We start from the raw sequence: 26049 nt of genomic DNA on the forward strand, positions 1-26049 counted from the left end.
GATGACGACGGGGCCGGGACTCCCCGGCCTCACGAGGAAGCGGGCCTACCAGCGCCCGATGACGATGTTCATCATGCGTTCGTGCGCATGCGTGCGGGCGGCGACCTGCTCGAAGGTCTCGGTGCAGCGGCGCTGGCGGCGCCAGTTCCAGTCGCACAGCGCATCGCCCATGCGGCGCAGGACCGGCGCGGCCCAGGCCTCTTCGGCCAGGTCGCGCAATTCGCCGGGGTCCTCCCGCAGGTCGAACAGTTGCGGGCGCAAGCCCTGCCAGTACAGGAACTTGTAGCGGCCGTCCGCCAGCATCATCCCGTTGCACTCGGTCACGCCGCGATCCAGGAACAGCCGCGCCTCGCGATAGGCGTAATCCAGGAAGCCGACGGCAAACTCGCGCACAGGCTCGTCCGACTGGCCGCGCACCCAGGGCAGCAGCGACCGTCCCTCGACGCGGTGCGCGGGCACGTCCAGGCCCAGCGCATCCAGGATGGTCGGGACCACGTCCACGCACTCGGCCGTCTCGGCCACGGCGCGGCCGCGCCTCGCATCCGCGGCGGACGAGGGGTCGTAGACGATCAGCGGCACTCGCACCGCCCCTTCGAAGAAGTACTCCTTCTCTCCCAGCCAGTGGTCGCCTTGCAGGTCGCCATGGTCGGAACAGAAGACGATCAGCGTGTCGCGCAGGCGGCCCGCGCGCTCCAGGTGATCGAGCAGGCGGCCGACGTGGTCGTCGATCTGCTTGACCAGCCCCATGTAGACCGGCCGCACGGCGCGCCAGACCTCGTCCTGCGCGAACGACAGGGATTCCTCGTGGCGCTGGTAGGCGCCGTGCACCGGATGGGGCCGTTCGCGCTCGGCCTGGCCGCGCATCGGGGCGGCCGCGTCCTGCGCCGAGTACATGTCGTGGTAGGGCGCGGGCGCCTTGTAGGGCCAGTGCGGCTTGATGTAGGACAGGTGCAGCACCCACGGCTGCTCGCCCTGCCCGGCGATGAAATCGATCGCCCGGTCGGTCAGATACGCGGTCTCGGAGTCGCGCTCGGCCACCCGCGCCGGCAGGCCCGCGTTGCGCAGCAGCCAGCCCGTGGCGAAGCCGCCGTCCGGGCCCGTACTGCCGATCACGTCGCGCTCCCAGGGCCGGTCGCGGTCGTAGCCATGTTCGATCAGGTAGCGGCGATAGCCGCTGCCCGCATCCATCTCGAAGTGGCCGTCATAGCGTTCCAGCACCTTGAAGCCGCCTTCCATCAGACGCTCGCCGGCCGCGCCCGCCGCGGACAGGCCGCGCGCGGCCAGCCCCCGCCGGTCGGGCACGAAATGGGTCTTGCCCAGCAGCCAGCAGTCGCGGCCCGCCTCGGCCAGGTAGTCGCCCAGGCTCCACTCGTCCGCCGGCATGGGCACCCGGTTCCAGGTCACGCGGTGCGAGCCGGGATAGCGGCCGGTGTAGTACGACGTGCGCGACGGCCCGCACACCGCCGAGCTGACGTAGGCGCGTTCGAAGCGCGTGCCCATCGCCGCCAGCCGATCGATGTTGGGCGTGCGCAGCGCGCCGCCTCCGCCGTAGCAGGACAAGGCATCCGCCCGCAGCTGGTCGCACATGATGAACAGCACGTTGCGCGCCGCGGGGGTCGGGGTGTCGTTCAGCGCGCTCATGCGGCGGCCTCCAGGACGGGCGTGGCGGCTGCCGTCGCGGCCGGGGCCGGCACGAACCGGGCAACGAAACGCTCCAGCGCGCCATGCATGTCGGCGTGCCTGCCGGCCGCCGCCACGTAGCGGTCGGGACGCAGCAGCACCCAATCGGCGCCCGCCGCCGCGAACCAGCGGTGCAGCGCGTTCTCGGTATCCTCGAGCAGGCTCATGCCGGCTGGCGACGGCGGACGCGCACCCGGCGCGGGACCGCTGCGGGGCAGCGCGACGGCGGCCAGCCGGCAGTCCATGCGCCGCAGCCCCTGGTCCAGCCCCGCCGGCAGCGGCGCTGCCGGCGCGCGCACCAGCAGCGCGAAGCCCGGGCCGAGCGCATCGTCCAGTTTCTGGAAACCGCCGCCGTCCTTCTCCACCAGCGGCTGGATGAACATGCGGCCGACGCGCTCGTCGCGCGCCGCCTGGCCGCTATCCTGCACGACCCCGGCGCGATACCGGGGCATGGGCTTGAACTTCATCTGCAGGACGTAGTCGCGCACCGCCGGTATGCCGCGGATGGCGCCGAAGAATGCGTCGCGCAGCGCGGCCAGCCAGCGGTTGCGCAGCGACAGCACCGCGCCGAACCGGTCGGCCAGGTCCGTCATCGCCTTGGCGTGCGCGTGCCGCTCGTCATGGTAGGACTGCAAGGCCTCCGGACGCAGGCGGCCGCCGACGATCCAGGCGACCTTCCAGGCAAGATTGCAGGCATCGCGCAGGCCGGCGTTGAGCCCCTGCCCGATCCAGGGCGGCGTGAGGTGCGCCGCGTCGCCCGCCAGACAGACGCGTCCGGCCACGAAGGATCCGGCAATGCGCGAGTGATGGGTATAGACGCGCGCGCGGATCACGTTCAACGCGTCCGGATCCGGCACGTGCGGCGCCAGCAGTTCGCGTACCTTGGCCGGATCGAGGATCTGGCTTTCGTCCTCGCCGTCGAACAGCATGAACTCCCAGCGGCGCAGGCCATACGGAAGCTTCAGGCAGACATAGGGGCGCGCGGGCTCGCAATGCAGCGCGGTATAGGGCGCGTCCAGGGGATCCCGGTCGCATTCGATCACCACCCATTTGTGGGCATGGGTCTGGCCGCCGAAGGGCAGCTTGAGCAGCCCTTCGCGCACGGTGCTGCGGCCGCCGTCGGCGGCCAGCAGGTAAGCGGCGCGTACCTGGCGTTCGGTGCCGTCCGCACGGCGCAGCGTCGCGGTGACGCCGCCGTCGTCCTGCTCCAGCGCCACCAGTTCGACCCCCAGCTCCAGCGCGACGTGCGGGAAACGCGACAGGCCGTCGCGCAGGGTCTGCTCGCCCAGCGGCTGCGAGAACAGGTTGCGGCGGTACCAGCCGAACTCGCGGGTGGCGGGCAGGATCTCGGCGAAGCATTGCTTGCGCGCGCCATACATGCGCATGGGCACGTTCTGGATCATGTCGCGCAGCATCGCCTCGGCCAGGCCGGCGGCCTGGAAGGTGCGCATGGCCTCGTCGTCCAGGCCCACCGCGCGCGGATACTCCAGGATCGCCGGGCTGCGGTCGACCAGCAGCGTGCCGACTCCGTAGGTCCCCAGGAGATTGGCCAGCGTCGCGCCCACCGGCCCGGCGCCGACGACCAGCACGGGCACGTCGCAAGACTTGTTCATCGCTGTTCTCCGATGCGCCTCAGGCCTGCGCGAGGATGCGGCTTTCCTGCCGCACCAGCAGGTGCCGGACCGATTTGCGAAAGGCGGCGAACTCGGCGTCCGCGGCCAATACCGCGCGGCGGCTGGCACGTTCGTCCAGCGATTCGTAGGCCCACAGGAAGACGAGCTGGTTGAGTTCGCCGGTCTCGGACTGGAAGAGGCCGGCCAGGTTGCCGAGGATGCGCGTCTGCAGCGCCCGGGCGGACGGGTTGTAGAGGCGCAGGTATTCCGCGCCGCCGCCCGGCACCAGCGTATAGGTCCGCATTTCCACCATCATGATGTGCATCTCCTCAGGGCGTGGGCGCCGTACCCAGGAATTCCGTGACGGCCCGCGCGACCCGCTCGGGCTGGTCATCGTGGACGTAGTGGCCCGCGTCGAGAATCTCCCGCCAGGCGATCGCCGGATTGCGCGCCGCCATGGCCTGGGCGGTCGCCACGCTCAGGTAGTCCGACCGGCCGCCGCGCAGGACCAGCGTGGGACAGCGCAGCGCCTGGACCGGCGGCCACAGGTCGACCACCCGTGCCGGGTCCGGATCCAGACGGGCGGCTTTGATGCCCGCATGGTCGTAGCGCCAGCGCAGGCGGCCGCCGTCCGGCTCCAGCATGTGGCGCAGCCGGGCCGCGATGGCATCGGGGGTCACGGTCGGCCGGATCTCGCGCATGAAGGCCTCGGCCGCGCTCCAATCGGCGAAGGATTCGGGCGTGCGGGACAGTTCGGCGCGTATGCGCCGCGCGCCGTCGCTGTCGTCGAAGGCGCCGGGTCCGGCGTCCTCGACCACCAGCCTGCGCACCCGGTCCGGGTGGGCGGCGGCATAGACGATGGCGTTGATGCCGCCCATGGAGTGCCCGAGCAGGTCGAATCGGGACAACCCCAGTTGCTCGGCCACCGCCCGCACGTCCTGGACATAGGCATCGGTGTAGTAGTTGCGCCCCGGGTCCCAGTCGCTCTGCCCGCGGCCGCGATGGTCCAGCGCCAGCACCCGGTAGCCCGGCTGCAACGCGCCGGCCAGTCCCTCGAAGGTGTCGGCGAAGCTGCGTATGCCGTGCAGCATCAGCACCGGCCAGCCACCTGCATCACCCCAGTCCGCGACGTGCAGTTTGAGGTCCCCGCAGCGGACGGTATGGTCGCGGCGGTCCATGTCAGTTCAGCCCGTCGCCGATGATTTCCGAGGCCTTCAGTCCGCCCAGGCGGGCATGCAGCCGGCCGCGCGTGGCGAAGGCAAAGGCGATCAGTACTTCGTCGCGGTTGGGCGCGTCGTTGAACAGGGCCGACACCGTGTCGTAGTGCGAGCGCACGTACAGCGCGTCCTTGTGCGCCAGCGGAATGTCGATGACCGTGCCGGGGCCGCCGCGCTTGCCGGTGGACGGCACCCACGACTGGCCGCCGCCCAGCGCGTCGCGCACGGGATTGGCGAACACCGTGGTCAGGAGCGCGTTGCCGTGTTCATATTCGCCGTCTGCGCCCACCAGGCAGGCCTTGCCGTAGCTCTCGATGGGCGTGCCGGCGGCGGCCTCCTGGATGCGGCGGCCGAACTCCGCGCCCAGCAGGTTCGAGGGCTCGATGTAGGCGCCCAGGTTGTCCTCGTGGCGGCCGGCGTAGGGGTTGTGCAGCACCGCGCCCACGACGATCTTGCGCAGCGGGGCGCCGTCGGCGGGCATGCCCGATTCGGTGGCCAGCGTGTCCTCGATCTGGAGGTACCACTTGCGGATATGGTAGGGGCCGAAGTTGGGGGATTTCATGATGGATTCCGTGATTCGATGATGGTTCAGAGCGGCTGCAGGTCGATGGGATCGCTGGGCGCGTGATACTGGTGCAGGATGCGCTTGCCCTCTTCGTCGTCGTGCACCGTGTGGCAGAAGAACTCCAGGCGGTGGCCGTCGGGATCTTGAAAATAGACGCCGTAGCCGACCTTGTGGTCGGTGGTCTTGACCACCTCGACGCCCTTGCGCAGCAGCATCCCGTACAGGCGGCGCAGCTCGTCGACGTCGCCGTCTATCTCCAGGCCGTAGTGCTGCATGTTGATCTGGCCGCGCGACAGCGGCGTGCCGTCCGCGGACTCGGCGCGTATCAGCGCGATGTCGTGGTGCTTGACGCCGAACGAGAGAAACACCCATTTCTCGCCGCGCGCGGTCTCGGTCATGCCCAGCACGTCCTCGTACCAGGGGCCCGACTTGAACGGGTCGGCCACGAACAGGGAAAGATGCGTGCGCGTGATCCGGGGCTTGATGTCCTGTGCGGTGTGCGACATGGCGGGTCTCCTCAGGCGATGGATTGCGGATGCGCGTGCACCGGCGCCACGTGGGGCGTCCACGCGACCGAGGTGATCTCGCTGAAATCGCGCCAGTCCTTGAACCAGCTGCGCCCGCCGTCCATGGAGCGGAACAGGTGGCCGTACTTGGTGCCGGCCAGCACGAAGCCCGGATCGGCCGCGTGCGTGCCGAAGGCCCAGAAGGTCGAGTTGGGCGCGGCGTGCAGCTGTGCCCGTTCCCAGGTCATGCCCCGGTCGGCCGAGCGGTAGATGTGGCTGCGCGTGCCCGGCGTGCCGTCGCCGATGGCCAGCAGCAATGCGCTGCCGTCGGCCAAAGGCTGGGCGGTGCGGGTGTAGTACATGCCGTCGAAGCGCAGGCGCGAGGGTTCGCCCGCCCAGGTCTGCCCTTCGTCGGTGCTGGCATAGACCGTATTGACCGACAGCACCAGCGTCTTCTTGGGCTGTCCGCCGGCGGACGCAAGAATGGTGACGCCGTGGATGTCGGGATTGGCGATCGCGCCCTCGCGCGCGCCTTCCTGGTCAACGCGCGTCCAGCTGTCGCCCCGGTCGCCGCTGCGCCAGGCGCCGCCCTCTTCCACCCCGAACCAGACCTCGCCCGCCGCGTCCGGATCCACGCAGATGGCCAGGATGCGGGGCCGGTTCACGCCCCGGCAGAACTCCGGTATCTCCGGCGGCAGCCGGGTCCAGTTCGCGCCGCCGTCCAGCGACCGGAACATGGCCGCGCGCGAAGGCGCGCCGGTGCCGGCGTACATCACGGCGGGATCGCGCGGATCGATGGCGAAGGCCCAGACCGTCATGCCGTCCGCGGGCGAATCGATGCGCGAGAAATGCGCGCCGCCGTCGGTGCTCAGGCAGATGCCGCAATCGGCGCCGGCGAACACGCGGCTCGGATCGGCCGGATCCACCGCCAGGCAGCGGACCACGCCGTCGAACTCGATGGCTTCCTTCAGACCCAGCCGGTGCCAGCTCGCGCCGTCGTCGACGCTGCGCAATATGCCTTGTCCGGCCGTTCCCACCAGTAGCGTGCCTTGCATGGTGTTTCTCCCGCTCAAAGGAAAATGCCGCGCGTGATGCCGCCGTCCACGCCTATCGACTCGCCGGTGATGGCGGCCGCCCGGGGGGAAGCCAGGAACAGGATGGTGTCGGCGATCTCGGCCGGCGTCAGCGTGCGCCGGATGGGCGTGGCGCGGATGTAGTTGGCCTCGACCTCGTCCACGCTCAGCCCCTGCTTGGCGGCTTCCTTCTCGTACAGTTCGCGGATGTGGGGCGTGTCGACCACGCCGGGATGGATCACGTTGACCGTGATGCCATGGGGCCCGAGCTGGTCCGACAGGGTCTTGGTCATGTGGCAGACCGCCACGTTGCGCATGCCCGAGAGCTGCTTGCTGCCGCGCCCGGTCAGGCCGCCGATGTTGACGATGCGGCCATAGCCGCCGGCCTTCATGTGCCGTGCCGCTTCCTTGGCGCAGCGCATGTAGCCCACGACCTTGATGTTGATGTCCTGCAGCAGCCCCTCGGGATCGGCCAGTTCGATCTCGCTGCGCACCAGCCCGCCCGGATGGGCCGCGCCGTTGACCAGGATGTCCAGGCGGCCGAAGTGCGCGGCCACGCGGTCCATCATCGCCGCCACCTGCGCGGTGTCGGACACGTCGGCCGCCACCGGCAGCACGTCCACGCCGTGCGCGGCGCGGATCTCGCGCGCGGCCGCATCGAGCTGGGCCTGGTTGCGCGAGACGATCGCCACGTTCACGCCTTCGGCCGCCAGGGCCTCGGCGGTCGCCCGTCCTATGCCCAGGCTGCCGCCCGTCACGACCGCCGCGCGGCCTTTCAGTTCTAGGTCCATCATTTCTCCAATGAATCGTTGTCGGCGCGGCCCCCAGGGCCGGCGGCACTACAGCTGCATTTCGATCAGGGTCGGCCCCGGGCGCGCGCAGGCGACGGCGAAGGTCTCGGCCAGTTCCTCGGCCGTCTCGACCCGGCTGGACGGCACGCCGTAGCCGTCGGCCAGCCGCGTCCAGTCGATGCGCGGCCGGTCCAGGCTGGTCAGCGCCTCGGCCTGCGGGCCGGGCTGCTCGCCGCGCGCCAGCTCCTTGCGCAAGATTCCGTACTGGTGATTGGCGGCGATCAGCACCACCACCGGCAGGTTCTCGTGCGCCAGCGACCAGAGCGTCTGCACCGTGTACTGCGTGCTGCCGTCCGACAACAGCGCCACCACCCGGCGTCCGGGGCTGGCGATGGCCGCGCCCAGCGCCACCGGCAGCCCCTGCCCGATCGCGCCGCCGGTGTTGGTCAGCGCAGTGTGGCGGGCCGAGGCCGCCGAGGCGGCATAGAACGGATAGCCGCAAGTGCCGCCCTCGACCGAGACGATGGCGTCCTCGGGCAGCAGGCGCGCGACCGTGGCCGAGATCGCGGCGGGGGTCAGCCGGCCCTGCTGCGGCAACAGGAGCGCCGGCGCGGCGGCTTCCCAGGCGGGGGCATCCAGCATCCCGGCCAGCGCCTCCAGATAGTCGGCCACCGGCGCGCCCGGCTCTCCCAGCGGCAGCAGCCGGCCGGGCTCCACCATCTGGCTGGGATGGCCCTCGTAGCCGAAGTAGGTCACGGGCGGCAGCGCGCCGGCCAGTACCACCACTTCCGCTTCGTCCAGCACCGCGCGGGCGGGTTCGGGAAAATAGGGCAGGCGATCGAAATCGGGCAGGCCGCCCCCGCGTTCGGCGCGCGACGGGAAGGTCTCGGCATAGGCCGACGCGCCCAGCGCGGCGCACAGCCGGGCGGCGGCGCGCTGCCCGCGGGCGCCCAGGCCGCTGGCCGGCCCCCCGCCTCCCAGCAGGAACAGGACCTTGCGCGCGGACTTCAGCCGCGCGGCGCACGCCGCCAGGTCGGGGGCGGGCGCCGGTTCCTCGCGGGTGTCGGCACTTGCGGCCTCATCGCCGCCAGCCTCGCCCACCTGGAAATCAGCGGGGAAGATGACGGTCGCGCCCTGCCCGCCTCGCGCCAGGCTGGCGCGCACGGCGTCCCGCCCGGCCCGCGCCGCGTCCCCGGCGCTGGTCACCCGATGCACCCAGCCCGACACCGGCCGCGCCAGCGACTCGATGTCGGAGGTCAGTGGCGCATCGAAAGGCAGGTGCCAGCTCATGTGGTCGCCGATCAGGTTGACGATGGGCGTATGCGCGCGCCGGGCGTTGTGCAGGTTGGCGATGCCGTTGGCGAAGCCGGGCCCCAGGTGCAGCAGCGTGGCCGCCGGCATGCCGCGCATGCGGCCGTAGCCGTCGGCGGCGCCGGTGCAGACGTTCTCCTGCAGGCCCAGCACGCAGCGCATGCCCGGCACGGCATCGAACGCCCGCACGACATCCAGTTCCGTCGTGCCGGGATTGGCGAAACATACCTCCACGCCTTCCACCTGCAAGGCCGCCAGCAAGGCTTGCGCTCCAGTCGTCATGTCGAACTCCTTTTTTTCAGTATTATCGCTATTCGATAAAAACGTAAATTCAATAAAAATATTGCCCCCATTATTTCGATAGAAATTTGCTTATTTGATAAATTTGCATAACCAGAGGAGGCAACGAAAGGCCCCGGCTTGCCAAAGCGGCGCCATTGCGGCACCCTGGCGGGCTTCGTTTTCCCCTGCCCTCCGCCTCTCATGAACAGCCTTCGCCGCATGCTCGACGTCCTCGACCTCTTCAGGCCCGACCAGCCTGCCGTCGACGTCGACGTGATCTGCAACCAGCTCGGCTACGCGCCCGCCACGGCCTATCGCTACATCCGCGAGCTTTGCGCGGTGGGCCTCCTGGTGCGGCTTCCGGGGGGATATGCGCTGGGGCCGCGCGTGATCCAGCTCGACCTGCAGATGCGCGAATACGACCCGATGCTTACCGAGAGCCGGGACCTGATCGAGGCCTTGGGGGAAGAAACGGGCCTGAACGTGCTGCTGAGCGAGCTGTACGGCAGCACGGTCATCACCGTGCACCACCACCCGGGCCGCGACGCCGAGCCGCTGCGCTTCGGCCGCGGCCGCCCCATGGCCCTGCTGCGCAGCGCCACGGCGCGCGTGGTGCTGGCCAGCCTGCCGCCCCGCCAGTTGCGCCGCCTGTACGACGAGCACGCGCAGGAAGCGGACATGCAGCGGCTGGGCGCGAGCTGGAAGGATTTCTCGCGCGCCATGCTGGAGATACGGCGCGCGGGATACTGCCTGTCCGTGGGCGACCTCGACCCGGACAAGGCGGGGATCGCCGCCCCGATCTTCGACGAACGCAAGCGGATACTGGGCAGCATCACCGCCGTGGGATCGGTGGACCGCTTCCAGGCATTCAACGAGGAATACCTGGCCAAACGGCTGCGCGAGGCCGCCGAGGAAATCACGCGGCGGATCTCGCAGGGCGCGCAGGCCTGAGGCGCTTCGGGCCGCATCTCATTCCAGCCGGATGTTCGCGTCGCGGATCAGCTTGCCCAGCCGCGCCGTCTCGGCCTCGACGCCCGCGTTCACCTGCTCGGGCGTGCTGGGCGCGATCACCAGCCCGCGTGCCGCGAAAGTCGAGATGAAGCCTGGATCGGCCTGGGCCCGCGCGACCGCGGCGTTGATGCCGCGTATCACCTGCGGCGGCGTCTTCGCGGGAGCGAACAGGGTGAAATGGGTAGGGATCAGCAGATCGCCGGGCGCGCCGACCTCGGCCAGCGTCGGCACGTCGGGCATCAGCGGGGAGCGCCTGGCGTTGCCCACGACCAGCCCGCGCAGCCGGCCCGAGCGGATGTGTTCGAGCACGGTCTCGGGCCCCGTGACCACGCAGGGCACGTCGCCGCCCACCACGGCGGCCGCCGCCGGCACCATGCCCTTGTACGGCACGTCGGTGATCTGCACGCCGTAGTGACGTTCGATCAGTTCCAGGCTGAGGTGGTGCACGCTGCCCTGGCCGCCCGTGGCGACCATCAGCGCCCCCGGATGCTTGCGCGCGTGCTCGATCATCTCGCCCCAGGTCTTGAACGGTGCATCGGCACGGCAGACGACCGCCAGGTCGACGCTGGCGACGTCGGACACGCCGGTCAGGTCCCGCGCGGCATACGGCAGCTTGGCGTAGAGCACCGGGTTGACCGACAGCGTCAGACGGTCGACCAGCAGCAAGGTATTGCCGTTGGCCGCGGCCTTGGCAACGGCGTCGCTGCCGACGATGGCATTGGCGCCGGGCTTGTTCTCGACCACGACGGTCTTGTCCGCCGCGGCGCCCAGCCGCTCGGCCAGGCCGCGGGCCAGCACGTCCGGGGCGCTGCCCGGCGGATAGGGCACGACGATGGAAGCCGTCTGCGCCGGCCATGTCTGGGCCTGTGCGCCGGATGCGGCAAGCAGCAGGACGCCGGCCACGACAGACAGGCGGCGACGCAGCGGGGACGAGGAAACGGGTGCTGCCACGAAAGCCTGGTTCATCCAATTCTCCTGAGATACACGTTGCTGGCCACGCGTCGCGGATGCGAGGCACGGCACGAAGAAACTACGTTTCAGTCGATGACGGGAAGCTGCAGGTAGGCCTGGTACTTGCCGCCGGTGTGAAGCACATGGCGGCCCGCGTTGCTGGGCGCCGTGACACCTTTCAACGCGTCGCCAGCCACGGTCAGCCGCAGCTCCTGGCCCGCGCGCCACACCATGCCCGTCGGCGCGATCGCGATGTCCAGCGGCACGACCTGCCCGGCCCGCAGGCGCTCAGGCTTGCGGAACGCATGGACCGGCATGAAGTCCTTGGACCGGCCTGCGTCCAGCGCGCGCATCGAGGCCCGCAAACGGCCACCCGTTTCCTTGTATCCCTCGGTGGTCTCCAGGACTTTCCCGTCGGCACCGGTTTTCTGCACCGTGACGAAGAAGTCCCCGTCATCGGCACCCGCCACCTCCACCCACAGGCGCAGCTTCAGGTATCCGATCAGGCGCGTATCCTTGTCGAACCGGTGAACGAACACGGCCGTCCCGGCCCTGGCGTCGTAGCTCGCCGCCGATGCCGTGCCGACCGGCGCGGGCGACAGCGAGCCCCTGGCCGCGTCCAGGTAGACCTTCCGGTATTGCGTGTTCGGCAGCGGCCAATCGCCCGCGGGCACATGCCGTTGATTCCTGCCGCCGGGATCGAGCACCGTCATGCGGACCCGGGGGGTTTGCTCCCAACCGTTGCCCGCCCCTTTCAGGTAGCGATCCAGGAAGCGCCGGTAGTCCTCCACGTTCTCGGGCGTGTACTGGTCGTTCCACAGCCCCTTCTCGGTGATGCGCAGCCACTTGTCGCGCGATGCCACCCGGTGGAATCCGTCCAGTTCGGCGGCCGCGATCTCCAGGCCATAGCTGCCGACCAGGTACATCGGGATCTCGATCCGGGACATATCGGCGATCTTGTCCTCCCAGTAGGCGTTCATGAGCGGATGCCGCTGCGCCGTGACGGACGGCTCTTCGTACAGGTTCGATCCACGCATGCTCCTGAGCAGGAACGTGTTGAGCCGCGTGTTCGGGATCCCGCCCTTCATGAGACGGTCGCGGTACAGGTCCGAGATATGGACCCCGATCGGGGCGATGGCCGCCAGATGCGGGGGCCTCAGCGCGGCGATCTGGTACTGGACCATCCCCAGCCACGAGCTGCCATGCATCGCGACCTTGCCGTTGCTCCAGGGCTGCCCGGCCGCCCACTCGATGGCCTCGTAGCCATCGGCCGCGTTCACCCGGCCGAAGGACTGCATGTTCCCTTCCGACATGTCGACCCCGCGCGGATCGACGTTGACCACGGTATAGCCATGGCAGGACCAGTAGCCGGGATCCGGCGTCTCGAATGCCGCCAGGCCGGAAATCCAGGCCGGATCCAGCATCCCCTTGGGATAGACCCAGGCCGGATCCTGGGGCACGGATTTCGTGTACGGCCCCCAGGCCATGATCGTGGGCAGCCTGCCCTGGCCTGCGGGGCGGAACACGTCGGCGTAGATCCTCACCCCGTCGCGCAGGGTGATGGCGACGTCCTGGTCCATCTCGATGTCACAGGCCAGCGGCAGCGTGGAAGCGAAGAGACGCGTCCCCTTGGCGTAGATGATCTTCTTCGGATCGAACCCGTGGTACTTCCCATAGCAGAGCCCCGACGCACCGGACGCGGCCGGCTGGCAGAAGCCTTCGCCAACCTTCAGCGGCGCGCGCTGCGTGAATGTCACGTCCCACCCCTGGGGATACGCGGCCGGCAGTTCGGGCCTGGCACCGCCCGGCGCGGCATGCGCGACGACGGCCGCGCCGGCGAGCCCCGCGGCCAGGGCCATGAAAGATTTCTTGCAATGCATGTCTCCCCCTCTTGTTCTGATTGGATGTTGGCCTGTGGCCTCGTGCTAGTTGCCGCTCATCCCCGCCGGCTCGCCGGCCAGTTCCATGGCGCGATCGACCAGCGCCGTGCAGGCCGAGCGGTTGCCCTCGTGATAGGAGCTGGCCAGCAGGCGCACGGGATCCCCCACGTAATAGCGCTCGTACTGCATCTGCCGGCTGGCGAAAGCGTCGCCGCACAGATCCCACGCCAGCTTGAAGATGCGGATGCGGTCGACCGACCCGGTGGCCGCGCCCTGGTAGTACTTGATCACGTCGCGCGCGACGGGGCTGCCGAAGTCGGACTCGGCCGGCATCATCAGCAGGCCGCCCGCGCCTACCTTTTGCAGGTACTCGACGGCGCGCGGATAAATGGTGGGCAGGAAAGTGCGGATCGCGTGATAGGGCCGCAGGTTCGGACGCAAGGTGCCGTTGGGCGCGGCCTGCGCTTCCAGCTCGGCGCGCACGATGCAGGACTCGACCATCTCGATCGCGTCCAGGCATTCGCCGATCATGTTCTGCACGTGCAGGTGGATGTCGGCCTTGATCGCGCGCGCGACGGCGATCATCGCGCCGGTGATCAGCTTCAGCTTGACCAGGCCTCGCACCGAAGTCTGCTGCGCCGTGAACTGCCGCACCGCCGTCCCGCCGTACATCCCGTTGGACAGTTCCACGTCCTGGTTGATGAACACCCGGTCCCAGGGCACCAGCACGTCGTCGAACACCAGCAGGGAATCGGGCTCCTCGAAGCGGCTGGCCAGCGGATGCTCGTAATGGTCCTTGACCAGCCCCTTCTCGAACGGCGGCCGGGCGATCTGGCGCAGGCCCGACGTCGACAGGGGCAGCGCGAAAGCGACCGCGTAGCGCTCGTCGCCCGGCTTGAGCATGGGCAGGCTGTAGATCAGCACCTCGTCGGCGACCGGCCCCATGGTCGCCAGCATGCGGGCGCCGCGTACGATCAGGCCTTCGTCGGTTTCGCGGACCACGCCCAGGTGCAGGTCGGACTGGGCCTGCTCGTGCGAGGCCTTGGACCGGTCGTTCTGCGGCGTGATGAGGGCGTGCGTCAGGAACAGGTCGTTGTCGCGCACGTGCTCGACGTAGCGCACGAGGTTGTCCTCGAACCGCGCGCCCGCCTTGCGGAAATAGTCCCGGCCGTCAAGGAAGGCGGCCAGCATGGTGTTCATGAAATCGGGCGAGCGGCCCAGCAGCCCGAAAGTCTGTTCGGCCACGGTTTCGAAGGCCGCCCGCCTGACCCGCAGGTCTTGCTGGCTCTTGGGCACGAGAAAGGCCGTGGCGCAGGACCGGCCCCCGGCATCGACGGCCGCGGCCAGGACCTTGGCGTGCTCCGGATCCGATTGCAGGTCGTACAGCCGGGCGACCTGCCTGGCGGTGCGGCCGAAGGCCGGATGCCGCGTCACATCCTCGACCCGCTGCCCCTCGACCCACACTTCCCGAGGATGGGACCGCAAATGGTCCAGGTATTCCGATCCGCTGCGCACACCCATCGACGCTCTCCTTGAGCCTTGTTGATTTGTCCGCATCGTAGGACTAACATGTTAACATGTCAATACGTTCTGAAAGGCCAGCGACATGCTCTCGTCCGAAGAATTCAAGCGCTGCATCGGCAGCTTTCCCACGGGGGTCGCGGTGGTCACCGCCACCGCGGCGGACGGCACGCCCGTGGGCGTGACGGTCAGTTCCCTGACCTCCGTCTCCCTGACTCCCCCCCTGATCCTGTTCTGCCTGGACAAGCACGCGCTGTCCCGCCAGGCCTTCTCGGGCAGCAGGCAATTCCGTGTCCATGTGCTGGCGCGGGAGCAGGCCGGCATGGCGGTGCGTTTCGCCAAGCGCGGCGTGGCCAAGTTCGCCCAGCCGGCGGCGCCGCAAGCCGGCCTGGAACCGCCGCATCTGCCGGACACGCATGCGTCCATGCTGTGCGACACCGCATGCGAGTACGACGCCGGCGACCACGTCATCCTGGTCGGGCGCGTCGTGGCGGTGGAGTCCGGCGGCGATGCCGATCCGCTTGTCTACTATCGTGGCCGCTTCGGCCGTTTCTCCGGCGACGCGCCCGCCTCGCACGCCTGAGCAAGCGGCGTCGTTCGTCATGACCCCGCGGCTATAATGCCCGCCAGCCGCGTCACAGGAAGGCGCAGCACTGCTCCGGAGCTTGCAGTGCCGGGCCTATCACGAATACGAGATACGCATGGAATCAAGGGGCAAGCAACCGCTCGCGAACCAGGCCTACGACTACCTGAAAGCCCAGATGCTCAACGGCGAGCTGCCGGCGGGTGCGCTGGTCGACATCGACGCCGTCCTGGCCGCCATAGGCAGCAGCCGCTTCCCCGTCATGGAAGCGCTCAAGCGCCTGGAAATCGAGAAGTTCGTCGAGATCACGCCCCAGGTGGGCTGCCGCGTATCCACGCCGTCGCTGTCCGACGTCACCGACTTCCTGGGCCTGTTCGCGGTGATCGAGGGCTATTTCGCCCGGCTGGCCGCGCAGCGGGCGCTGCCCGAGGAAATCGACGAACTGCAGTCGATCAACGACCGGATGAGAAAGGCCTTCAACCGGGCCTCGTCCGCATCGGGAAGGGACGAGGCCTATCGGCTCGGCAATCGAAAATTCCACCTGATGCTGCACACCATCGCGCGCGCGACCAACCTGAACGAACTGGCTTTTTCGTTGTGGGACCGGGGCGAGTTCCTGATCAGCGCCGGCGTCGGCACGGTCCGCTTCGGCGAACGCGTGGAAGCCGCGCTGGACGAGCACGACGAGATCATCGAGGCCCTGACGCAACGGGACGGGGCGACCGCGGGGCGGCTGGCCGAGGCGCACCTGCTCGCCTTCGTCGCGGAAATCGAGGCCCACGCCAGCAAGACCGCGCGCGCCACGCAAGCGGACCGATCCTGAGGCCGGCCCTCAGGCCGCCAGTTCGTCGGCGATCCTGCCCGCTGCCTGCCTGACCAGCTGCACCACGCGCGGCACGTCCACCACGTCGATGCGCGGCATGTCTATCACTACCGACAAGGCGCCCCAGACAACGCCTTCGGCCTTGGGTATGGGCGCGGCGATGGCGGCCAGCTGCGGCTCGAGTTCACCCCGGGACACGTAGTAGCCGGCCCGGCGGATCGCGGCGTAGTACTTCCGGAACGCCGGCCATTCCGTGGGCAGTCCGGCCCGGGCGATGTCGGCCGCATGCGCATCGAACAGCTTGCGCAGCTGCGCCGGCGGAAACGAAGCCAGGATGACCTTGGGCGCGCCGCCGCTGAACAGGGGGCGGGGCCGCCCGCGTCCGTAGGACAGCGTCGCGGGTGCCTTGCCCATCTCGCGGTGCGTATCCAGGATCTGCGAACCGAACCAGGCCGAGGTCACGCAATCGAAGCTGGTTTTCTCCACCAGTTCGGCCATGTGGGGAATCGCGACCTGCAGCAGCGGATCGGCCCGCCGGATGTAGTAGTCCAGCACCACGATGCGCGGGCCCAGTGCATAGCGCGAATCGCCGGCGCGCTGCAGCAGCCCCGCGTCGCCCAGCGTCTTCACGTAGCGATAGCCGGTGGGCAGGGACACGTCCAGCAGCGACGCGATCTCTTCGGCGGTGCGGACCAGGTGCTCGTCGTCGAACAGGTCCAGCACCCGCAGCATGCGTTCCAGGCTGGTGGCGGATTTTTCTTCCATGCGGTCATCGGGACAGAGCCAGCTCGGCCGCCGGCAGGCGGGCCGTGATGCGCTCGAGTTCGTCGGAAGTGTGCGCCACGCCCATCACGTAGCGGTCGGGACGCAGCACGATGGCCCGCGCGCCGTGCGCGTCGAGCCAGGCCGCTAGTGTACGGCCCGGACGGTCGAGCACCACCGCGTCCATCGCGCGCCACCGCTCGCGCGTGGATTCCCCCACCCCGCCCACCACGTCGGGCTCGCCGATGATCGCCATGCGGTTGCCCAGCGCCTCGTCCAGCAGCCTGCCGTCATCCAGGCGCGGCTGCGGAAATGGCAGCCCCGCGGGCGCGGGCGCATCGCCCTGGAGTCCCGGCCCCAGGGCGGGCGAGGGGAACTCGAAGATCTCCGGTTGGCCGGCCGAGAAGCGCCGGTCGCGTTCCCGAGCCGCATCGGGATCGGTGGCCTGGATGATGGCGCCCAGGCGCACGGCCAGTTCCACGAAGGCCCGCACATGGGGTGCGCGCTCGGACTCGTAGGAATCCAGCAGTGCATCGCCGGCACGCCCGCGCAGCACCGCCTCGAGCTTCCAGGCCAGATTGGCGGCGTCGCGCATGCCGGCGCACATGCCCTGCCCCAGGAAAGGGGGCGTCTGATGCGCGGAATCGCCAGCCAGCAGCATGCGGCCCTTGCGCCAGCCATGCGCCAGCACGGAGTGGAAGGTATAGACCACGGCGCGTTCGAGGTCGGCCTGCTCGGGGGTGACCCAGCGGCGCACGAGCTTCCACAGCGTATCGGGCCGGACCAGGGCCGCGGTGTCGTCCCCCGGCATGACCATGATCTCCCAGCGCCGGCGGCGTCCGACCACGTTGCAATAGGTCATGGGCCGCGCGGGGTCGCAATACTGCACGGTGTGCGCCGGCAAGGACGAGCCGTCGTCCTTCAGGATCGCGTCGAAGACCAGCCACGGCTGGTGCAGGCCCAGGTCCTCCATCCTGCTGTCCATGGTCTTGCGGACCAGCGACCGGGCGCCGTCGCAGCCGACCGCATAGCGCGCGCGCGCGGTGCCGCCGTCCGACAAGTTCAGTTCGACCCAGTCGCCGCGTTCGCACAAGGCCGTCACTTCGCAGCCCAGCCGGACCGCCACGCCGGCGTGGCGGGCAACGCCTTCACGCAGCACGCGCTCCAGTTCGGGCTGGTGGAAGTAGTAGTTGTTGGCGCATCCGTGCGGCCCGTCGTCGGCCGTGCCCCCCCGGATCAGCAGGGTCCGGCCTTCGGCGTTGACGAAATGCATGCCCTGGCTGCCCGGCCGCGCCGCCTCCAGCACCGCCTCCCGCAGGCCGGCGCTCTGGAAGATGCGCATGACCTCGCCGTCGAAATGAATGGCACGCGGCAAGGGATAGACCTGGCGCTCCTTGTCCAGCACCAGCACCGACAATCCCGCCTGCCCCAGCAGGTTGGCCAGCATGGCCCCCACCGGCCCGTAGCCGACGATCGCCACGTCGGCCGTCATCGATGGACGTTCACGCATGCTGGTCGGCTTCCATGCGGCGGGCGACCTCGGCCTGCCATTGGGCACGCGGCTGGAAGCGGGGGTAGCGGCGGGCGATGGCCTCTGCCTTGCGCAGGATCTCCTCGTCGCTGTCGTGAAAGTCCACCGGTTCGCGCAGCGGCTGCTCGCAGTACCAGTCGGTGTCCATGAACAGTTCCAGCCGGTTGCCCTCCGGATCCCGGCAATAGATGGACACCGCGTTGCCGTGGGTGACGGGCTGGATGTCGTCCACGCCGGCCGCCACCAGGCGTTCGTGGAAACGCCGTAACGTGGACAGGTCGGGGACCCGGAACGAGATCTGGTTCACGACGCTGAACCGCAGATCCTCGGGACGCCCCGAGGCCAGGACGATCTGGTGATGCTCGGCCGGGTCGCGGCTCAGGAAGATGAGGCGGGTATGGCCCAGGTTGCCGCGGTCCGTCTCGGTGAACCGCAGCACGGTCCGGTAGAACTGCGCCATCGCATCGATGTCGCGCGCATACAGCCCCAGATGGCTGAAGGCGAGCGGCAGGCCGGCCTGGGGAGCATGGGAGGGTTGCACTGCCATTTTTCCTCCTTTCGTTCTCTTTAAAAGAGAATAAAAGTTGATTTTTTGGTTGTCGTGTGTTTTTAATATATACGAATTCTCTTAATTTGATAATAGACTTACAAAAATCACGGAACGTGATGATCCCAGGAGACGACCCATGAATTCGCTGTTACGCCGCATCGGCCTGCCCGCCATCGCCTTGGCGGCCTTCGTTTCGGCCGGCGCCCAGGCCGAGGACTACCCCGCCCGGGCGGTCCGCATCATCGCCCCTTTCGCCGCCGGCACCGGGCCCGATGCCAATGCCCGCGAAATCGCGGCCGAGCTGACCAAGGTCCTGGGGCAGAACGTGTTCGTGGACAACCGGCCGGGGGCCTCGGGCATCATCGGCACCGAGGCGGCCGCGCGCGCCACGCCCGACGGCTACACCCTGTATATCGGCACCACCAGCACGCTGTCGGTCGTGCCGCACCTGTACTCCAAGCTGCCCTTCGACGCGGCCAAGGACCTCACGCCGGTCAGCCTGCTCGGCATCCTGAACACCGGCCTGATCGCCACGCCCAAGCTGCCCGCCAACGACGTCCGCGCCCTGCTGGCCCTGATGAAGGCCAAGCCCGACGCGGTCAACGTGGCTACGCAGGGGCCGGGCAGCTACTCCCACCTGTCGGGCGAATGGTTCGGATTCAGCGCGAACACCCGGCTGAATTTCGTGCCGTACAACAGCAACAGCCCCTATGCCGATCTGCTGGCGGGCCAGGTGCAATTGATGTTCGACGGACTCCCGGCCGCGGCGGGCAACATCCGCGCGGGCAAGCTCAAGCTGCTGGCGATCACCGGCAAGCAGCGGCATCCCACCTTCCCCGACGTGCCGACCTTCGCCGAATCGGGCATCGCCGATTTCGAGCCCATTGCCTGGCAGGGGCTGCTGGCGCCGGCCGGCACCCCCAAGGCCATCGTCGACAAGCTGAGCGAGGCCATGCGCAAGGCCGCGCAGTCGCCGGAGCTGGCCGAGAAATGGCGCTCGTATGGCGGAGAACTGAAAGGGAACACGCCGGCGGAATTCGCGGCGTTCATCGCGGCCGACCGCGCCAAGTGGGGCGAGGTCGTGCGCAAGGCCAAGGTCAAGCTGGATTGACCCAGGCGGCGGCCAGATCGCGGGTGGCCCGCGCCAACAACGCGGCATCCACGCCCACCGCGACGAAGCTGGCGCCCTGCTCCAGATGCTGCCGGATCACGGCGGGATCGGTGGCCAGCGTGCCCACGGCCTTGCCCTGCGACAGCGCCTGTCGCCGGGCCAGGTCGATGGCTGCCCGCACCTCGGGATGGCCCGGATCCCCCAGCCGTCCCATGGAGGCGGCCAGATCGGCCGGACCGATGAAGATGCCGTCCACGCCCTCCACCCCGGCGATCTCGGCGACACGCTCCACGCCCGCCGCGGTCTCGACCTGGGCCAGTACGCATATCTGCCCATTCGCCGCGTGCAGGTAGTCCGCATAGCGGGCCCAGCGCGAGGACCGCGCGATGGAACTGCCCACGCCACGCGTGCCGTGCGGCGGATATCGCGTCGCCGCCACGATCGCGCTCGCCTGCGCGGCGGACTCGACCATGGGAACCAGGAAATTCTGGACGCCGATCTCCAGGTATTGCTTCAACAGCACGGCATCGCCTTCCGGCACGCGGACGACCGGTGCCGGCGCGTAGGCCGCCAATACCTGCAACTGCGCCAGGACGGTGCGCAGATCGTTGGGGCCGTGTTCTCCGTCCAGCAACAGCCAGTCGAATCCAGCCTGGGCGCAAATCTCGAGGCTGTAGGGATCGGCCATCGCGGCCCACAGGCCGATCAGCCGCCGGCGTTCGGTCAACGCGCGCTTGAAGGCATTCTCGGGCAGATTCATGCGGTGGCCCTCGTCAAGCGAAACGGAAGCTGATCGACCCCAGCCGCCCGTAGTCCGCATGGAAGGTGTCTCCACGCGCGCCCGCCACGGGCCGGGTGAAGGATCCCGCCAGGACGATCTCGCCCTCGGCCAGCGCTTCGTCATGCCGCGCCAATTTGTTGGCCAGCCACGCGATGCCGGTGGCCGGATGGCCCAGCACGGCGGCGGCGAGCCCCGACTCCTCGATGATTCCGTTCTTGTGCAGCAAGGCGCCGCACCACCTCAGGTCCACGGCATCCGGCCGTACCGGCCGGCCTCCCAACACCACGCCGGCGCTGGCGGCATTGTCCGAAATGGTGTCGAAAACCTTGCGCGGCCGGCCCGACTCCCTGTCCATCTGTTCGATGCGCGCATCGATGATCTCGAGCGCGGGCACCACGTAGTCCGCGGCGCGCAGCACGTCGAAGACTGTCACCCCCGGTCCGCGCAGCGGCCGGCCGAGCACGAAGGCCAGCTCCACCTCCACACGCGGCACGAGAAAGCGGTCATGCGCAATGTCATGGCCCGACTCGTGGAACATGTCGTCCAGCAGGGCGCCATAGTCGGGCTCGTCGATCTGGCTGGACTGCTGCATGGCGCGCGAGGTGAGTCCGATCTTGTGCCCGCGCAGCGTCCGGCCACTCTGCTGCTTCAGGCGCATCCAGGCCCGCTGGATGCCATAGCCGTCGTCCACCGTCATGTCGGGGTGGCGCAGCGAAAACTGCCGCACCGGCACGCGGCTGAGCTGAGCCGCCTCCAGCTCCACCGCGAGCCGCAATGATGTATCGGGATCCAGCACGGGATTTCCTTGTCGGAGAGTGAATGCGTTTCACGCGAAGGGCATGACGGTCATGCCAGGAATGACGTGGCCAGTTGGACGAAGGCTTCCTGCCTCTCGATCTGCACCCAATGGCCGCATTGGCCGAACATGTGCAGATCGGCGCGCGGACACCGCCTGGCGATGCGAAGGCCGCATTCCACGGGCACCCGTTGGTCGTCGCGGCCGTGCAGCACCAGGACGGGGGCCTCGATCGACGCCAGGTCCGGCTCCGGAATGCCCTTGACCATCCTGATTTCTCCCGGCTGCCCAGGCTCGGGAAACAGCTTGCGGTAGGCGTCCATTCCCCCCGCCAGCAGGCTGACCTCATGGCGCAGCCTTACCATCTCGTCGGTGATCACGGCCGGATCGTGGGGGAACGTGCGCAGCAGCTCCGCCATGTTCTCCAGCGACGGCTGGTAGTACCAGGACCGCGCCGACGAGGCGCGCTGCTCGAACTCTCCGGCCGGCGTGCCCATGAGCACCATCCGGCGGACGCGATGCCCATTGCGCAGCGCCACGGCCAGCGCCAGCGCGCCGCCGAACGAATTGCCCACCAGATCGGCCTGCTGCACGCCCATGGCATCCATGAATCCCAGCAGATGCTGGACCCATACCTTGATGTTGTACCGCGCACCCGGCTGCCGCTCGGTGAAGCCGAAGCCGACGATGTCCGGGACCAGCACCCGGTGCCGGCGCGCGAACGCGGGCATGACGCCATGCCAGTTTTCCCAGCCGCTGACCCCTGCCCCCGAACCGTGCAGGAAAATGACCGGCGGCCCGTCGCCCGCCTCGTGATAGTTCGTGCGCAATCCGTTGGCCTCGACGGTCTTGCCCACGGCCGGATGTCTCGCGGAAATGTCCATGCCCGTTTCCTCAGATCGAGCGGGCGGCCACGCCGCCGTCGCTCATGAATATTTCGCCGGTGACCGCGCGCGCGTTGTCGCGGCTGGCCAGCAGCACATAAAGGCCGGCGTGGTCGCGCGGCCGCTGCGCGAACGCCAGCGGCACCGCCGCCGATACGCGTTCGTCAAAGGCGCGCGGATCGGCATCGATCTGGCGGCCGCCGTGTCCCAGCGTCTGCGTGCCCCGCAGTCCCGTCAGCGTGCCGCCCGGCCCGACGCCGTTCACCCTCACCCTGGGTGCCAGCTCCAGGGCCAACTGACGCACCAGGCCGACCACGGCGTGCTTGCCCATGGTGTAGAGCACGCCTCCGCCCCCCGCATGGAAGCTGGCCACCGAGGCGGTAAAGATCATGCAGCCACCGGCTGCCTCCAGCGCCTCGCGCGCGGCCATGGCCGCGTACAGATAGCCGCGCAGGTTGACGGCGAACAACTCGTCCATCGTCGCCGCCAGGGCCGAGGCGGTATAGCCTCTCAAGGGCCGGCGAAAATCGAACAGCCCCGCGTTGCCCACCAGCACGTCCAGGCCGCCGTAGCTTGCCCGCGCGCGTTCGACCGCCCGTTCGTGGACCGCATGGTCGCGTACGTCGCCGACCACCGGTTCGACGCGACTCCCGTGCTCCCGGGCCAACTCGTCCAGGCCAGCCCGGTCGGCATCCACGCATACCACGCCCAGCGCGCCTTCTTCCAGGTAGCGTTCGGCCACCGCGCGGCCGATGCCGCTGGCCGCTCCGGTAATGACCGCGACCTGCCCCGCCAGCCAGCCGGACGAGGAAGAAGCGCCGCGTTCGAGAGCCCGTGTATTCATAGGAATACGTTCAGGTTCTTGGCCAGCAGGACGGTCTGCGTGATGACGATCTCGCGCGACGCCAGGCGCAGGCCGCCGTCCTCCACGCGCCGCAGCACGTCGTTGCGGCGGCCGGACAACCAGTACTCTTCCGCCTCGCCCCTGCCCCGGCAATTGACGAAGGCGGAGTACACCCGGTATTGGCCGGGCGCATCGGTCAGTTCGACCTCGATATTCGAGATGATGTGGCAGGAGCGGGTCGGCGGATCCTCGGCCCATGCCGTCGGATCGAGAAAGCGGGTCACCCGCCGCCGCATGTTCAGCAGGTCGTCATCGAAGAATGCCATGCGCCGGGGATCGAGCCTGGGCTTCTTGTCCCGCCGGTGACGCGACTGGATACCGGGCATCCAATAATGGACATCCTCGGTCATCAGTCCCAGCCACTCCTGGTAGCGTTCGTCGTCCAGCAGGCGGGCCTCGCGATACAGGAACTGCTCCACTTCGAACACCAGGTCCCGCGGCGGCAGCATCGGCGGCGGCGGCGCGACCGGCTTGCGCAGGATGGGGGTCTCGCCTAGGTTCACGGGCATGTGCTCAGCTCCTGGATGCGTGCGCGCGCTCGTCGCACATCAGCTTCAGCCACTGGCGGTAGAAGGCGCGCTGGTTCGAATCGTTGTACTTGCGCAGATGCACCGCCCCCTTCAGCTCGGGATGCTGGATGCCGCTGTCCAGGCCCAGCGCGTAGTGCAGCTTCTGGCGCCGGGTCACCACGCCATCGTTGGTCTGCGTCGAGTTCTCCCAGTTGTCGCCATCGTCCATCTCCAAGGTGCCCGACGGCGAGAAAGTCCTCATGACCCCCTTCATGTACAGGCTCTTGAGGCTTTCAGGCGCGGACTTGTTGACCAGCACCCAGGTATGCAGTTCTATTGCCTTCGGCCCCTTGGGATGCCAGGTGCGGAAAGTGCTCTGGCCGGGCAGGAAGGACATATGGGGAAACAGGTTGGCCGAACTGATGGACCCCACCATGCGCGATCGCAGCTTGCCCAGGCGGGCGGCTACTTTCTCCTCGCGCTCGCGCAGGTAGTCGACGATGTCCTGTTCGCCCAGCACCATCGCGTTGCCGACCATGTCGAGGCCGAATTGCCAGCCATGTCCGTTGACGTTGATCTGGTAGCTGTTCTCCTGGTTCGACTTGCCCACGCCCATCCCCAGCATCGCCATCGCGCCCGAGTTGTGCGTCCAGGCGGCGTGGTACGAATCGCCGGCGAAGTTCTCCGCCGGGAACTTCCAGTTGCATGCCATGCGCGACTTGATGCTGCCTTCCAGAAATTCCGTACCGTCCTCATCGTTGTCCAGCAGCACGTCCAGGTACCAGCGATAGTCGCCCAGGTAATCCTCCAGGCCGGGCGCTTCCTCGTCAAAGGTCGCGAACACCAGTCCCTTGTAGGACGCGACCCGGGCCCGGTGCAGGCCGAGATCGCCCGGATCGAAGCCAGGGCAGGTCTGCCGATAGACGTCCTCCTGGGGCAGCGCCACCAGCGCGCCGTCCAGCCCGAAAGTCCAGCCGTGATAGTTGCAGGTGAAGCGCCGGCGATTGCCGACCTCGGCCAGGCTGATGCGGTTGCCGCGGTGCGTGCAGGAGTTCAGGAAGACGTTGATCGCGCCATTGCCGTCCCGGGCCACGATCACCCCGTCCTCGCCCATGTAGGTGGTCAGGAAGTCGCCGGGTTCCGCGACCTGGCTCTCGTGCGCCACGAACAGCCAGCAACGGGCAAAGATGCGTTCGAGCTCCAGCCGGTAGACGGCCTCGTCCCAATACACGCGGCGGTCGATCGCGCCACGTTCCAGATCCACCAGCGCGCGGAGTTCGTCCGGACCGGGTTGAATAACGTCAGTCGTCATGCTGGCTCCAGGACTTCGGCGAACCCCAGGCCGGTCACCCATTCTTCGCCGTGCTCATAGCACAGCACTCGTCCGGTCCGGCCCGGCAGCGCGCCCATCATGCAAAGAAAATTCCTTATCTCGAAAGCGCCGTTGCCACCCTGCTCCAGGATCTCGGCATCGCTCATCTCCAGCAGGCCATGGGAATCGCCTCGCGCCACGCAATCGAGCACGCGATGGTCGAAGGCCTCGTTCACCCGTCCCATCTGCGGCATGCCGACCCAATGGCTGATGCCACCGGAACCGATCACCACGACGCGGTCGTCGGTGTCCCAGGCCTCGACCGCCGCGCGCAGGGCGCCGCCCAGTTGGTGGGCCCGCCGCAGCGATATCACCGGCTCCACGCCGCTGGCCAGGTAGACCGGTATCACGCCGCGCACCGAGGGATTGACGAGCGCGCACACGCGCGCGGGCAGGCCGATCGAATGGTCCACGCGCAGCACCTTGGCCACGGCCCAGTCGTATCCATGGTCCCGGCCATGGCGCGCGATGTGCCCGGCAAGCGGCGCATGGTTGGGAATCGCGCCCTGGTCGATGCCGGCGAACCTCTCATAAGGTCCGCTGACCTCGCCTATCCCGATCAGATAGCTCGGCAGGCATCCCGGCCCGAACAGCACGTAGTGGTCGGCGCCGACCACGACCACCGCGGTGGCTTCCAGTTCGCCTATGCGGCGCGCGATCTCGCCATAGGCCGCCATGACCCGGTGCTGGCCTTCCGTCCAGCGCTCCCTGGGCATGTAGAAGATGCCGGGTTCATGCGGCATGACGAAGCCGCCTACGATGCTTGCCATGCCCCCTCCTCCCGCGCTTCGCGCAGCCTCGCCAGATAGGAGGCCCTCGTCCGCGACGGCGCGTTCATCATCCAATAGCCATAGGTCAGCAATGGGCTGACGCCCTCGCGCTGCAATTGCGCCACGTCGAATTCCACGACCATCCTGGCCTGGGCGGGTTCCAGGCGGTAGCGTGCAAGAAACCCCGCGGCATCAGCCGCGAAAGCCTCACGCGCATCGCGGCGCGTTCCCAGGTCGTACAGCACCTGCTCCAGCATGTATCCGCTCATGGC

General features: G+C 68.6%; 27 protein-coding genes. 4 read left to right on the plus strand and 23 right to left on the minus strand.

All coding sequences use genetic code 11. The features are described from left to right. Window positions 1–45: 45 nt before the first annotated feature. Genes WKR98_RS00300 through WKR98_RS00340 form a run of 9 tightly spaced genes read right to left on the minus strand, consistent with a single transcriptional unit; the run spans window position 46 to window position 9038 of the window. Window positions 46–1641 carry a sulfatase-like hydrolase/transferase gene (locus WKR98_RS00300; protein ID WP_341431695.1) on the minus strand — a complete coding sequence of 532 codons (1596 nt, stop codon included), beginning with the start codon at window positions 1639–1641 and terminating at the stop codon, window positions 46–48. Continuing rightward, complete coding sequence (locus WKR98_RS00305) at window positions 1638–3293, minus strand: bifunctional 3-(3-hydroxy-phenyl)propionate/3-hydroxycinnamic acid hydroxylase (RefSeq protein WP_341431696.1); 1656 nt, start codon at window positions 3291–3293, stop codon at window positions 1638–1640. The genes WKR98_RS00300 and WKR98_RS00305 overlap by 4 nt, the downstream gene beginning before the upstream one ends. A 19-nt stretch (window positions 3294–3312) precedes the next feature. Beyond that, window positions 3313–3609, minus strand: a complete 297-nt coding sequence (locus WKR98_RS00310; protein WP_341431697.1) for an NIPSNAP family protein — start codon at window positions 3607–3609, stop codon at window positions 3313–3315. Window positions 3610–3622: 13 nt separating this feature from the next. Beyond that, window positions 3623–4471: an alpha/beta fold hydrolase gene (locus tag WKR98_RS00315; protein ID WP_341431698.1), complete on the minus strand. Its 849-nt coding sequence runs from the start codon at window positions 4469–4471 to the stop codon at window positions 3623–3625. Window position 4472: 1 nt separating this feature from the next. Then, complete coding sequence (locus tag WKR98_RS00320) at window positions 4473–5072, minus strand: amino acid synthesis family protein (RefSeq protein ID WP_124691308.1); 600 nt, start codon at window positions 5070–5072, stop codon at window positions 4473–4475. Between the two features lie 26 nt (window positions 5073–5098). Further along, window positions 5099–5581: a VOC family protein gene (locus WKR98_RS00325; RefSeq protein WP_341431699.1), complete on the minus strand. Its 483-nt coding sequence runs from the start codon at window positions 5579–5581 to the stop codon at window positions 5099–5101. Window positions 5582–5592: 11 nt separating this feature from the next. Continuing rightward, window positions 5593–6636, minus strand: coding sequence for a WD40/YVTN/BNR-like repeat-containing protein (locus WKR98_RS00330; RefSeq protein WP_341431700.1), 1044 nt, complete (start codon window positions 6634–6636; stop codon window positions 5593–5595). 14 nt (window positions 6637–6650) lie between these two features. Further along, window positions 6651–7445, minus strand: a complete 795-nt coding sequence (locus WKR98_RS00335; protein ID WP_124692495.1) for an SDR family NAD(P)-dependent oxidoreductase — start codon at window positions 7443–7445, stop codon at window positions 6651–6653. A 48-nt stretch (window positions 7446–7493) separates the two neighbouring features. After that, window positions 7494–9038, minus strand: a complete 1545-nt coding sequence (locus WKR98_RS00340; protein ID WP_341431701.1) for an acetolactate synthase large subunit — start codon at window positions 9036–9038, stop codon at window positions 7494–7496. A 201-nt stretch (window positions 9039–9239) separates the two neighbouring features. On the opposite strand from WKR98_RS00340, the gene WKR98_RS00345 reads away from it, so the two are divergent. After that, the gene (locus WKR98_RS00345) at window positions 9240–9989 is read left to right on the plus strand and encodes an IclR family transcriptional regulator (RefSeq protein ID WP_192901774.1); all 750 of its coding nucleotides are present in this window, start codon (window positions 9240–9242) and stop codon (window positions 9987–9989) included. 18 nt (window positions 9990–10007) lie between these two features. Here WKR98_RS00345 and WKR98_RS00350 read toward each other — a convergent pair whose 3' ends face one another. From WKR98_RS00350 to WKR98_RS00360, 3 genes are all read right to left on the minus strand, one after another. Further along, window positions 10008–11015 carry a Bug family tripartite tricarboxylate transporter substrate binding protein gene (locus tag WKR98_RS00350; protein WP_124691312.1) on the minus strand — a complete coding sequence of 336 codons (1008 nt, stop codon included), beginning with the start codon at window positions 11013–11015 and terminating at the stop codon, window positions 10008–10010. A gap of 71 nt (window positions 11016–11086) precedes the next feature. Further along, on the minus strand, window positions 11087–12859 hold the full coding sequence (locus WKR98_RS00355; RefSeq protein WP_341431702.1) for a CocE/NonD family hydrolase: 1773 nt from the start codon (window positions 12857–12859) through the stop codon (window positions 11087–11089). 66 nt (window positions 12860–12925) lie between these two features. Beyond that, complete coding sequence (locus WKR98_RS00360; RefSeq protein ID WP_341431703.1) at window positions 12926–14401, minus strand: 4-hydroxyphenylacetate 3-hydroxylase family protein; 1476 nt, start codon at window positions 14399–14401, stop codon at window positions 12926–12928. 85 nt (window positions 14402–14486) lie between these two features. Here WKR98_RS00360 and WKR98_RS00365 point away from each other — a divergent pair, with 85 nt between their 5' ends. Both WKR98_RS00365 and WKR98_RS00370 read left to right on the plus strand, forming a co-directional pair. Continuing rightward, window positions 14487–14984: a flavin reductase family protein gene (locus WKR98_RS00365; RefSeq protein ID WP_124691315.1), complete on the plus strand. Its 498-nt coding sequence runs from the start codon at window positions 14487–14489 to the stop codon at window positions 14982–14984. A 118-nt stretch (window positions 14985–15102) separates the two neighbouring features. Then, window positions 15103–15807, plus strand: a complete 705-nt coding sequence (locus tag WKR98_RS00370) for a GntR family transcriptional regulator (RefSeq protein ID WP_124691316.1) — start codon at window positions 15103–15105, stop codon at window positions 15805–15807. 9 nt (window positions 15808–15816) lie between these two features. Here the strand turns inward: WKR98_RS00370 and WKR98_RS00375 are convergent, their stop codons facing one another. The 3 genes from WKR98_RS00375 to WKR98_RS00385 are packed head-to-tail and all read right to left on the minus strand — an operon-like array spanning window position 15817 to window position 18647. Beyond that, the gene (locus WKR98_RS00375; protein ID WP_124691317.1) at window positions 15817–16572 is read right to left on the minus strand and encodes an IclR family transcriptional regulator; all 756 of its coding nucleotides are present in this window, start codon (window positions 16570–16572) and stop codon (window positions 15817–15819) included. Between the two features lie 4 nt (window positions 16573–16576). After that, a complete protein-coding gene (gene mhpA / locus WKR98_RS00380) occupies window positions 16577–18079 on the minus strand; it encodes a bifunctional 3-(3-hydroxy-phenyl)propionate/3-hydroxycinnamic acid hydroxylase MhpA (protein ID WP_341431704.1) in 1503 nt (500 codons plus the stop codon). Continuing rightward, window positions 18072–18647 carry a VOC family protein gene (locus WKR98_RS00385; RefSeq protein WP_124691319.1) on the minus strand — a complete coding sequence of 192 codons (576 nt, stop codon included), beginning with the start codon at window positions 18645–18647 and terminating at the stop codon, window positions 18072–18074. Before WKR98_RS00385 ends, mhpA begins: the two co-directional genes overlap by 8 nt. 139 nt (window positions 18648–18786) lie before the next feature. On the opposite strand from WKR98_RS00385, the gene WKR98_RS00390 reads away from it, so the two are divergent. Then, window positions 18787–19761, plus strand: coding sequence for a Bug family tripartite tricarboxylate transporter substrate binding protein (locus tag WKR98_RS00390; protein WP_341431705.1), 975 nt, complete (start codon window positions 18787–18789; stop codon window positions 19759–19761). Here the strand turns inward: WKR98_RS00390 and WKR98_RS00395 are convergent. The 8 genes from WKR98_RS00395 to WKR98_RS00430 are packed head-to-tail and all read right to left on the minus strand — an operon-like array spanning window position 19748 to window position 26046. After that, the gene (locus WKR98_RS00395) at window positions 19748–20521 is read right to left on the minus strand and encodes an aldolase/citrate lyase family protein (RefSeq protein ID WP_341431706.1); all 774 of its coding nucleotides are present in this window, start codon (window positions 20519–20521) and stop codon (window positions 19748–19750) included. The two genes, WKR98_RS00390 and WKR98_RS00395, sit on opposite strands and share 14 nt — an antisense overlap. A gap of 13 nt (window positions 20522–20534) precedes the next feature. Then, window positions 20535–21338, minus strand: a complete 804-nt coding sequence (gene hpaH, locus WKR98_RS00400) for a 2-oxo-hept-4-ene-1,7-dioate hydratase (RefSeq protein ID WP_341431707.1) — start codon at window positions 21336–21338, stop codon at window positions 20535–20537. Window positions 21339–21388: 50 nt separating this feature from the next. Then, window positions 21389–22222, minus strand: a complete 834-nt coding sequence (locus tag WKR98_RS00405; RefSeq protein ID WP_124691323.1) for an alpha/beta fold hydrolase — start codon at window positions 22220–22222, stop codon at window positions 21389–21391. Window positions 22223–22232: 10 nt separating this feature from the next. Beyond that, a complete protein-coding gene (locus WKR98_RS00410; protein ID WP_124691324.1) occupies window positions 22233–23066 on the minus strand; it encodes an SDR family oxidoreductase in 834 nt (277 codons plus the stop codon). After that, window positions 23063–23635 (minus strand): 3-phenylpropionate/cinnamic acid dioxygenase subunit beta, encoded by a 573-nt coding sequence (locus tag WKR98_RS00415; RefSeq protein ID WP_207221900.1) that lies wholly within the window; start codon window positions 23633–23635, stop codon window positions 23063–23065. The genes WKR98_RS00410 and WKR98_RS00415 overlap by 4 nt, the downstream gene beginning before the upstream one ends. 4 nt (window positions 23636–23639) lie before the next feature. Further along, complete coding sequence (locus WKR98_RS00420; RefSeq protein WP_341431708.1) at window positions 23640–24947, minus strand: aromatic ring-hydroxylating oxygenase subunit alpha; 1308 nt, start codon at window positions 24945–24947, stop codon at window positions 23640–23642. Continuing rightward, on the minus strand, window positions 24944–25777 hold the full coding sequence (locus tag WKR98_RS00425) for a DODA-type extradiol aromatic ring-opening family dioxygenase (RefSeq protein WP_124691326.1): 834 nt from the start codon (window positions 25775–25777) through the stop codon (window positions 24944–24946). The genes WKR98_RS00420 and WKR98_RS00425 overlap by 4 nt, the downstream gene beginning before the upstream one ends. Further along, the gene (locus WKR98_RS00430; RefSeq protein ID WP_124691327.1) at window positions 25762–26046 is read right to left on the minus strand and encodes an extradiol ring-cleavage dioxygenase; all 285 of its coding nucleotides are present in this window, start codon (window positions 26044–26046) and stop codon (window positions 25762–25764) included. The genes WKR98_RS00425 and WKR98_RS00430 overlap by 16 nt, the downstream gene beginning before the upstream one ends. Window positions 26047–26049: the final 3 nt, after the last annotated feature.

This window comes from Pigmentiphaga sp. YJ18, assembly GCF_038066655.1.
In the GTDB taxonomy this organism is placed as follows: domain Bacteria; phylum Pseudomonadota; class Gammaproteobacteria; order Burkholderiales; family Burkholderiaceae_B; genus Pigmentiphaga.

Excerpts from the sequence above, each read along its gene's own strand:
- WKR98_RS00375 (WP_124691317.1), bottom strand. The coding sequence starts at position 16,572 with ATGGAAGAAAAATCCGCCACCAGCCTGGAACGCATGCTGCGGGTGCTG.
- mhpA (WP_341431704.1), bottom strand. The coding sequence starts at position 18,079 with ATGCGTGAACGTCCATCGATGACGGCCGACGTGGCGATCGTCGGCTAC.
- WKR98_RS00315 (WP_341431698.1), bottom strand. The coding sequence starts at position 4,471 with ATGGACCGCCGCGACCATACCGTCCGCTGCGGGGACCTCAAACTGCAC.
- WKR98_RS00335 (WP_124692495.1), bottom strand. The coding sequence starts at position 7,445 with ATGGACCTAGAACTGAAAGGCCGCGCGGCGGTCGTGACGGGCGGCAGC.
- WKR98_RS00310 (WP_341431697.1), bottom strand. The coding sequence starts at position 3,609 with ATGATGGTGGAAATGCGGACCTATACGCTGGTGCCGGGCGGCGGCGCG.
- WKR98_RS00325 (WP_341431699.1), bottom strand. The coding sequence starts at position 5,581 with ATGTCGCACACCGCACAGGACATCAAGCCCCGGATCACGCGCACGCAT.
- WKR98_RS00425 (WP_124691326.1), bottom strand. The coding sequence starts at position 25,777 with ATGGCAAGCATCGTAGGCGGCTTCGTCATGCCGCATGAACCCGGCATC.
- WKR98_RS00370 (WP_124691316.1), top strand. The coding sequence starts at position 15,103 with ATGGAATCAAGGGGCAAGCAACCGCTCGCGAACCAGGCCTACGACTAC.
- WKR98_RS00410 (WP_124691324.1), bottom strand. The coding sequence starts at position 23,066 with ATGAATACACGGGCTCTCGAACGCGGCGCTTCTTCCTCGTCCGGCTGG.
- WKR98_RS00350 (WP_124691312.1), bottom strand. The coding sequence starts at position 11,015 with ATGAACCAGGCTTTCGTGGCAGCACCCGTTTCCTCGTCCCCGCTGCGT.
- WKR98_RS00320 (WP_124691308.1), bottom strand. The coding sequence starts at position 5,072 with ATGAAATCCCCCAACTTCGGCCCCTACCATATCCGCAAGTGGTACCTC.
- WKR98_RS00415 (WP_207221900.1), bottom strand. The coding sequence starts at position 23,635 with ATGCCCGTGAACCTAGGCGAGACCCCCATCCTGCGCAAGCCGGTCGCG.
- WKR98_RS00340 (WP_341431701.1), bottom strand. The coding sequence starts at position 9,038 with ATGACGACTGGAGCGCAAGCCTTGCTGGCGGCCTTGCAGGTGGAAGGC.
- WKR98_RS00360 (WP_341431703.1), bottom strand. The coding sequence starts at position 14,401 with ATGGGTGTGCGCAGCGGATCGGAATACCTGGACCATTTGCGGTCCCAT.
- WKR98_RS00430 (WP_124691327.1), bottom strand. The coding sequence starts at position 26,046 with ATGAGCGGATACATGCTGGAGCAGGTGCTGTACGACCTGGGAACGCGC.
- WKR98_RS00405 (WP_124691323.1), bottom strand. The coding sequence starts at position 22,222 with ATGGACATTTCCGCGAGACATCCGGCCGTGGGCAAGACCGTCGAGGCC.
- WKR98_RS00345 (WP_192901774.1), top strand. The coding sequence starts at position 9,240 with ATGAACAGCCTTCGCCGCATGCTCGACGTCCTCGACCTCTTCAGGCCC.
- WKR98_RS00355 (WP_341431702.1), bottom strand. The coding sequence starts at position 12,859 with ATGGCCCTGGCCGCGGGGCTCGCCGGCGCGGCCGTCGTCGCGCATGCC.
- WKR98_RS00305 (WP_341431696.1), bottom strand. The coding sequence starts at position 3,293 with ATGAACAAGTCTTGCGACGTGCCCGTGCTGGTCGTCGGCGCCGGGCCG.
- WKR98_RS00395 (WP_341431706.1), bottom strand. The coding sequence starts at position 20,521 with ATGAATCTGCCCGAGAATGCCTTCAAGCGCGCGTTGACCGAACGCCGG.
- WKR98_RS00300 (WP_341431695.1), bottom strand. The coding sequence starts at position 1,641 with ATGAGCGCGCTGAACGACACCCCGACCCCCGCGGCGCGCAACGTGCTG.
- WKR98_RS00420 (WP_341431708.1), bottom strand. The coding sequence starts at position 24,947 with ATGACGACTGACGTTATTCAACCCGGTCCGGACGAACTCCGCGCGCTG.
- WKR98_RS00365 (WP_124691315.1), top strand. The coding sequence starts at position 14,487 with ATGCTCTCGTCCGAAGAATTCAAGCGCTGCATCGGCAGCTTTCCCACG.
- WKR98_RS00330 (WP_341431700.1), bottom strand. The coding sequence starts at position 6,636 with ATGCAAGGCACGCTACTGGTGGGAACGGCCGGACAAGGCATATTGCGC.
- WKR98_RS00385 (WP_124691319.1), bottom strand. The coding sequence starts at position 18,647 with ATGGCAGTGCAACCCTCCCATGCTCCCCAGGCCGGCCTGCCGCTCGCC.
- WKR98_RS00390 (WP_341431705.1), top strand. The coding sequence starts at position 18,787 with ATGAATTCGCTGTTACGCCGCATCGGCCTGCCCGCCATCGCCTTGGCG.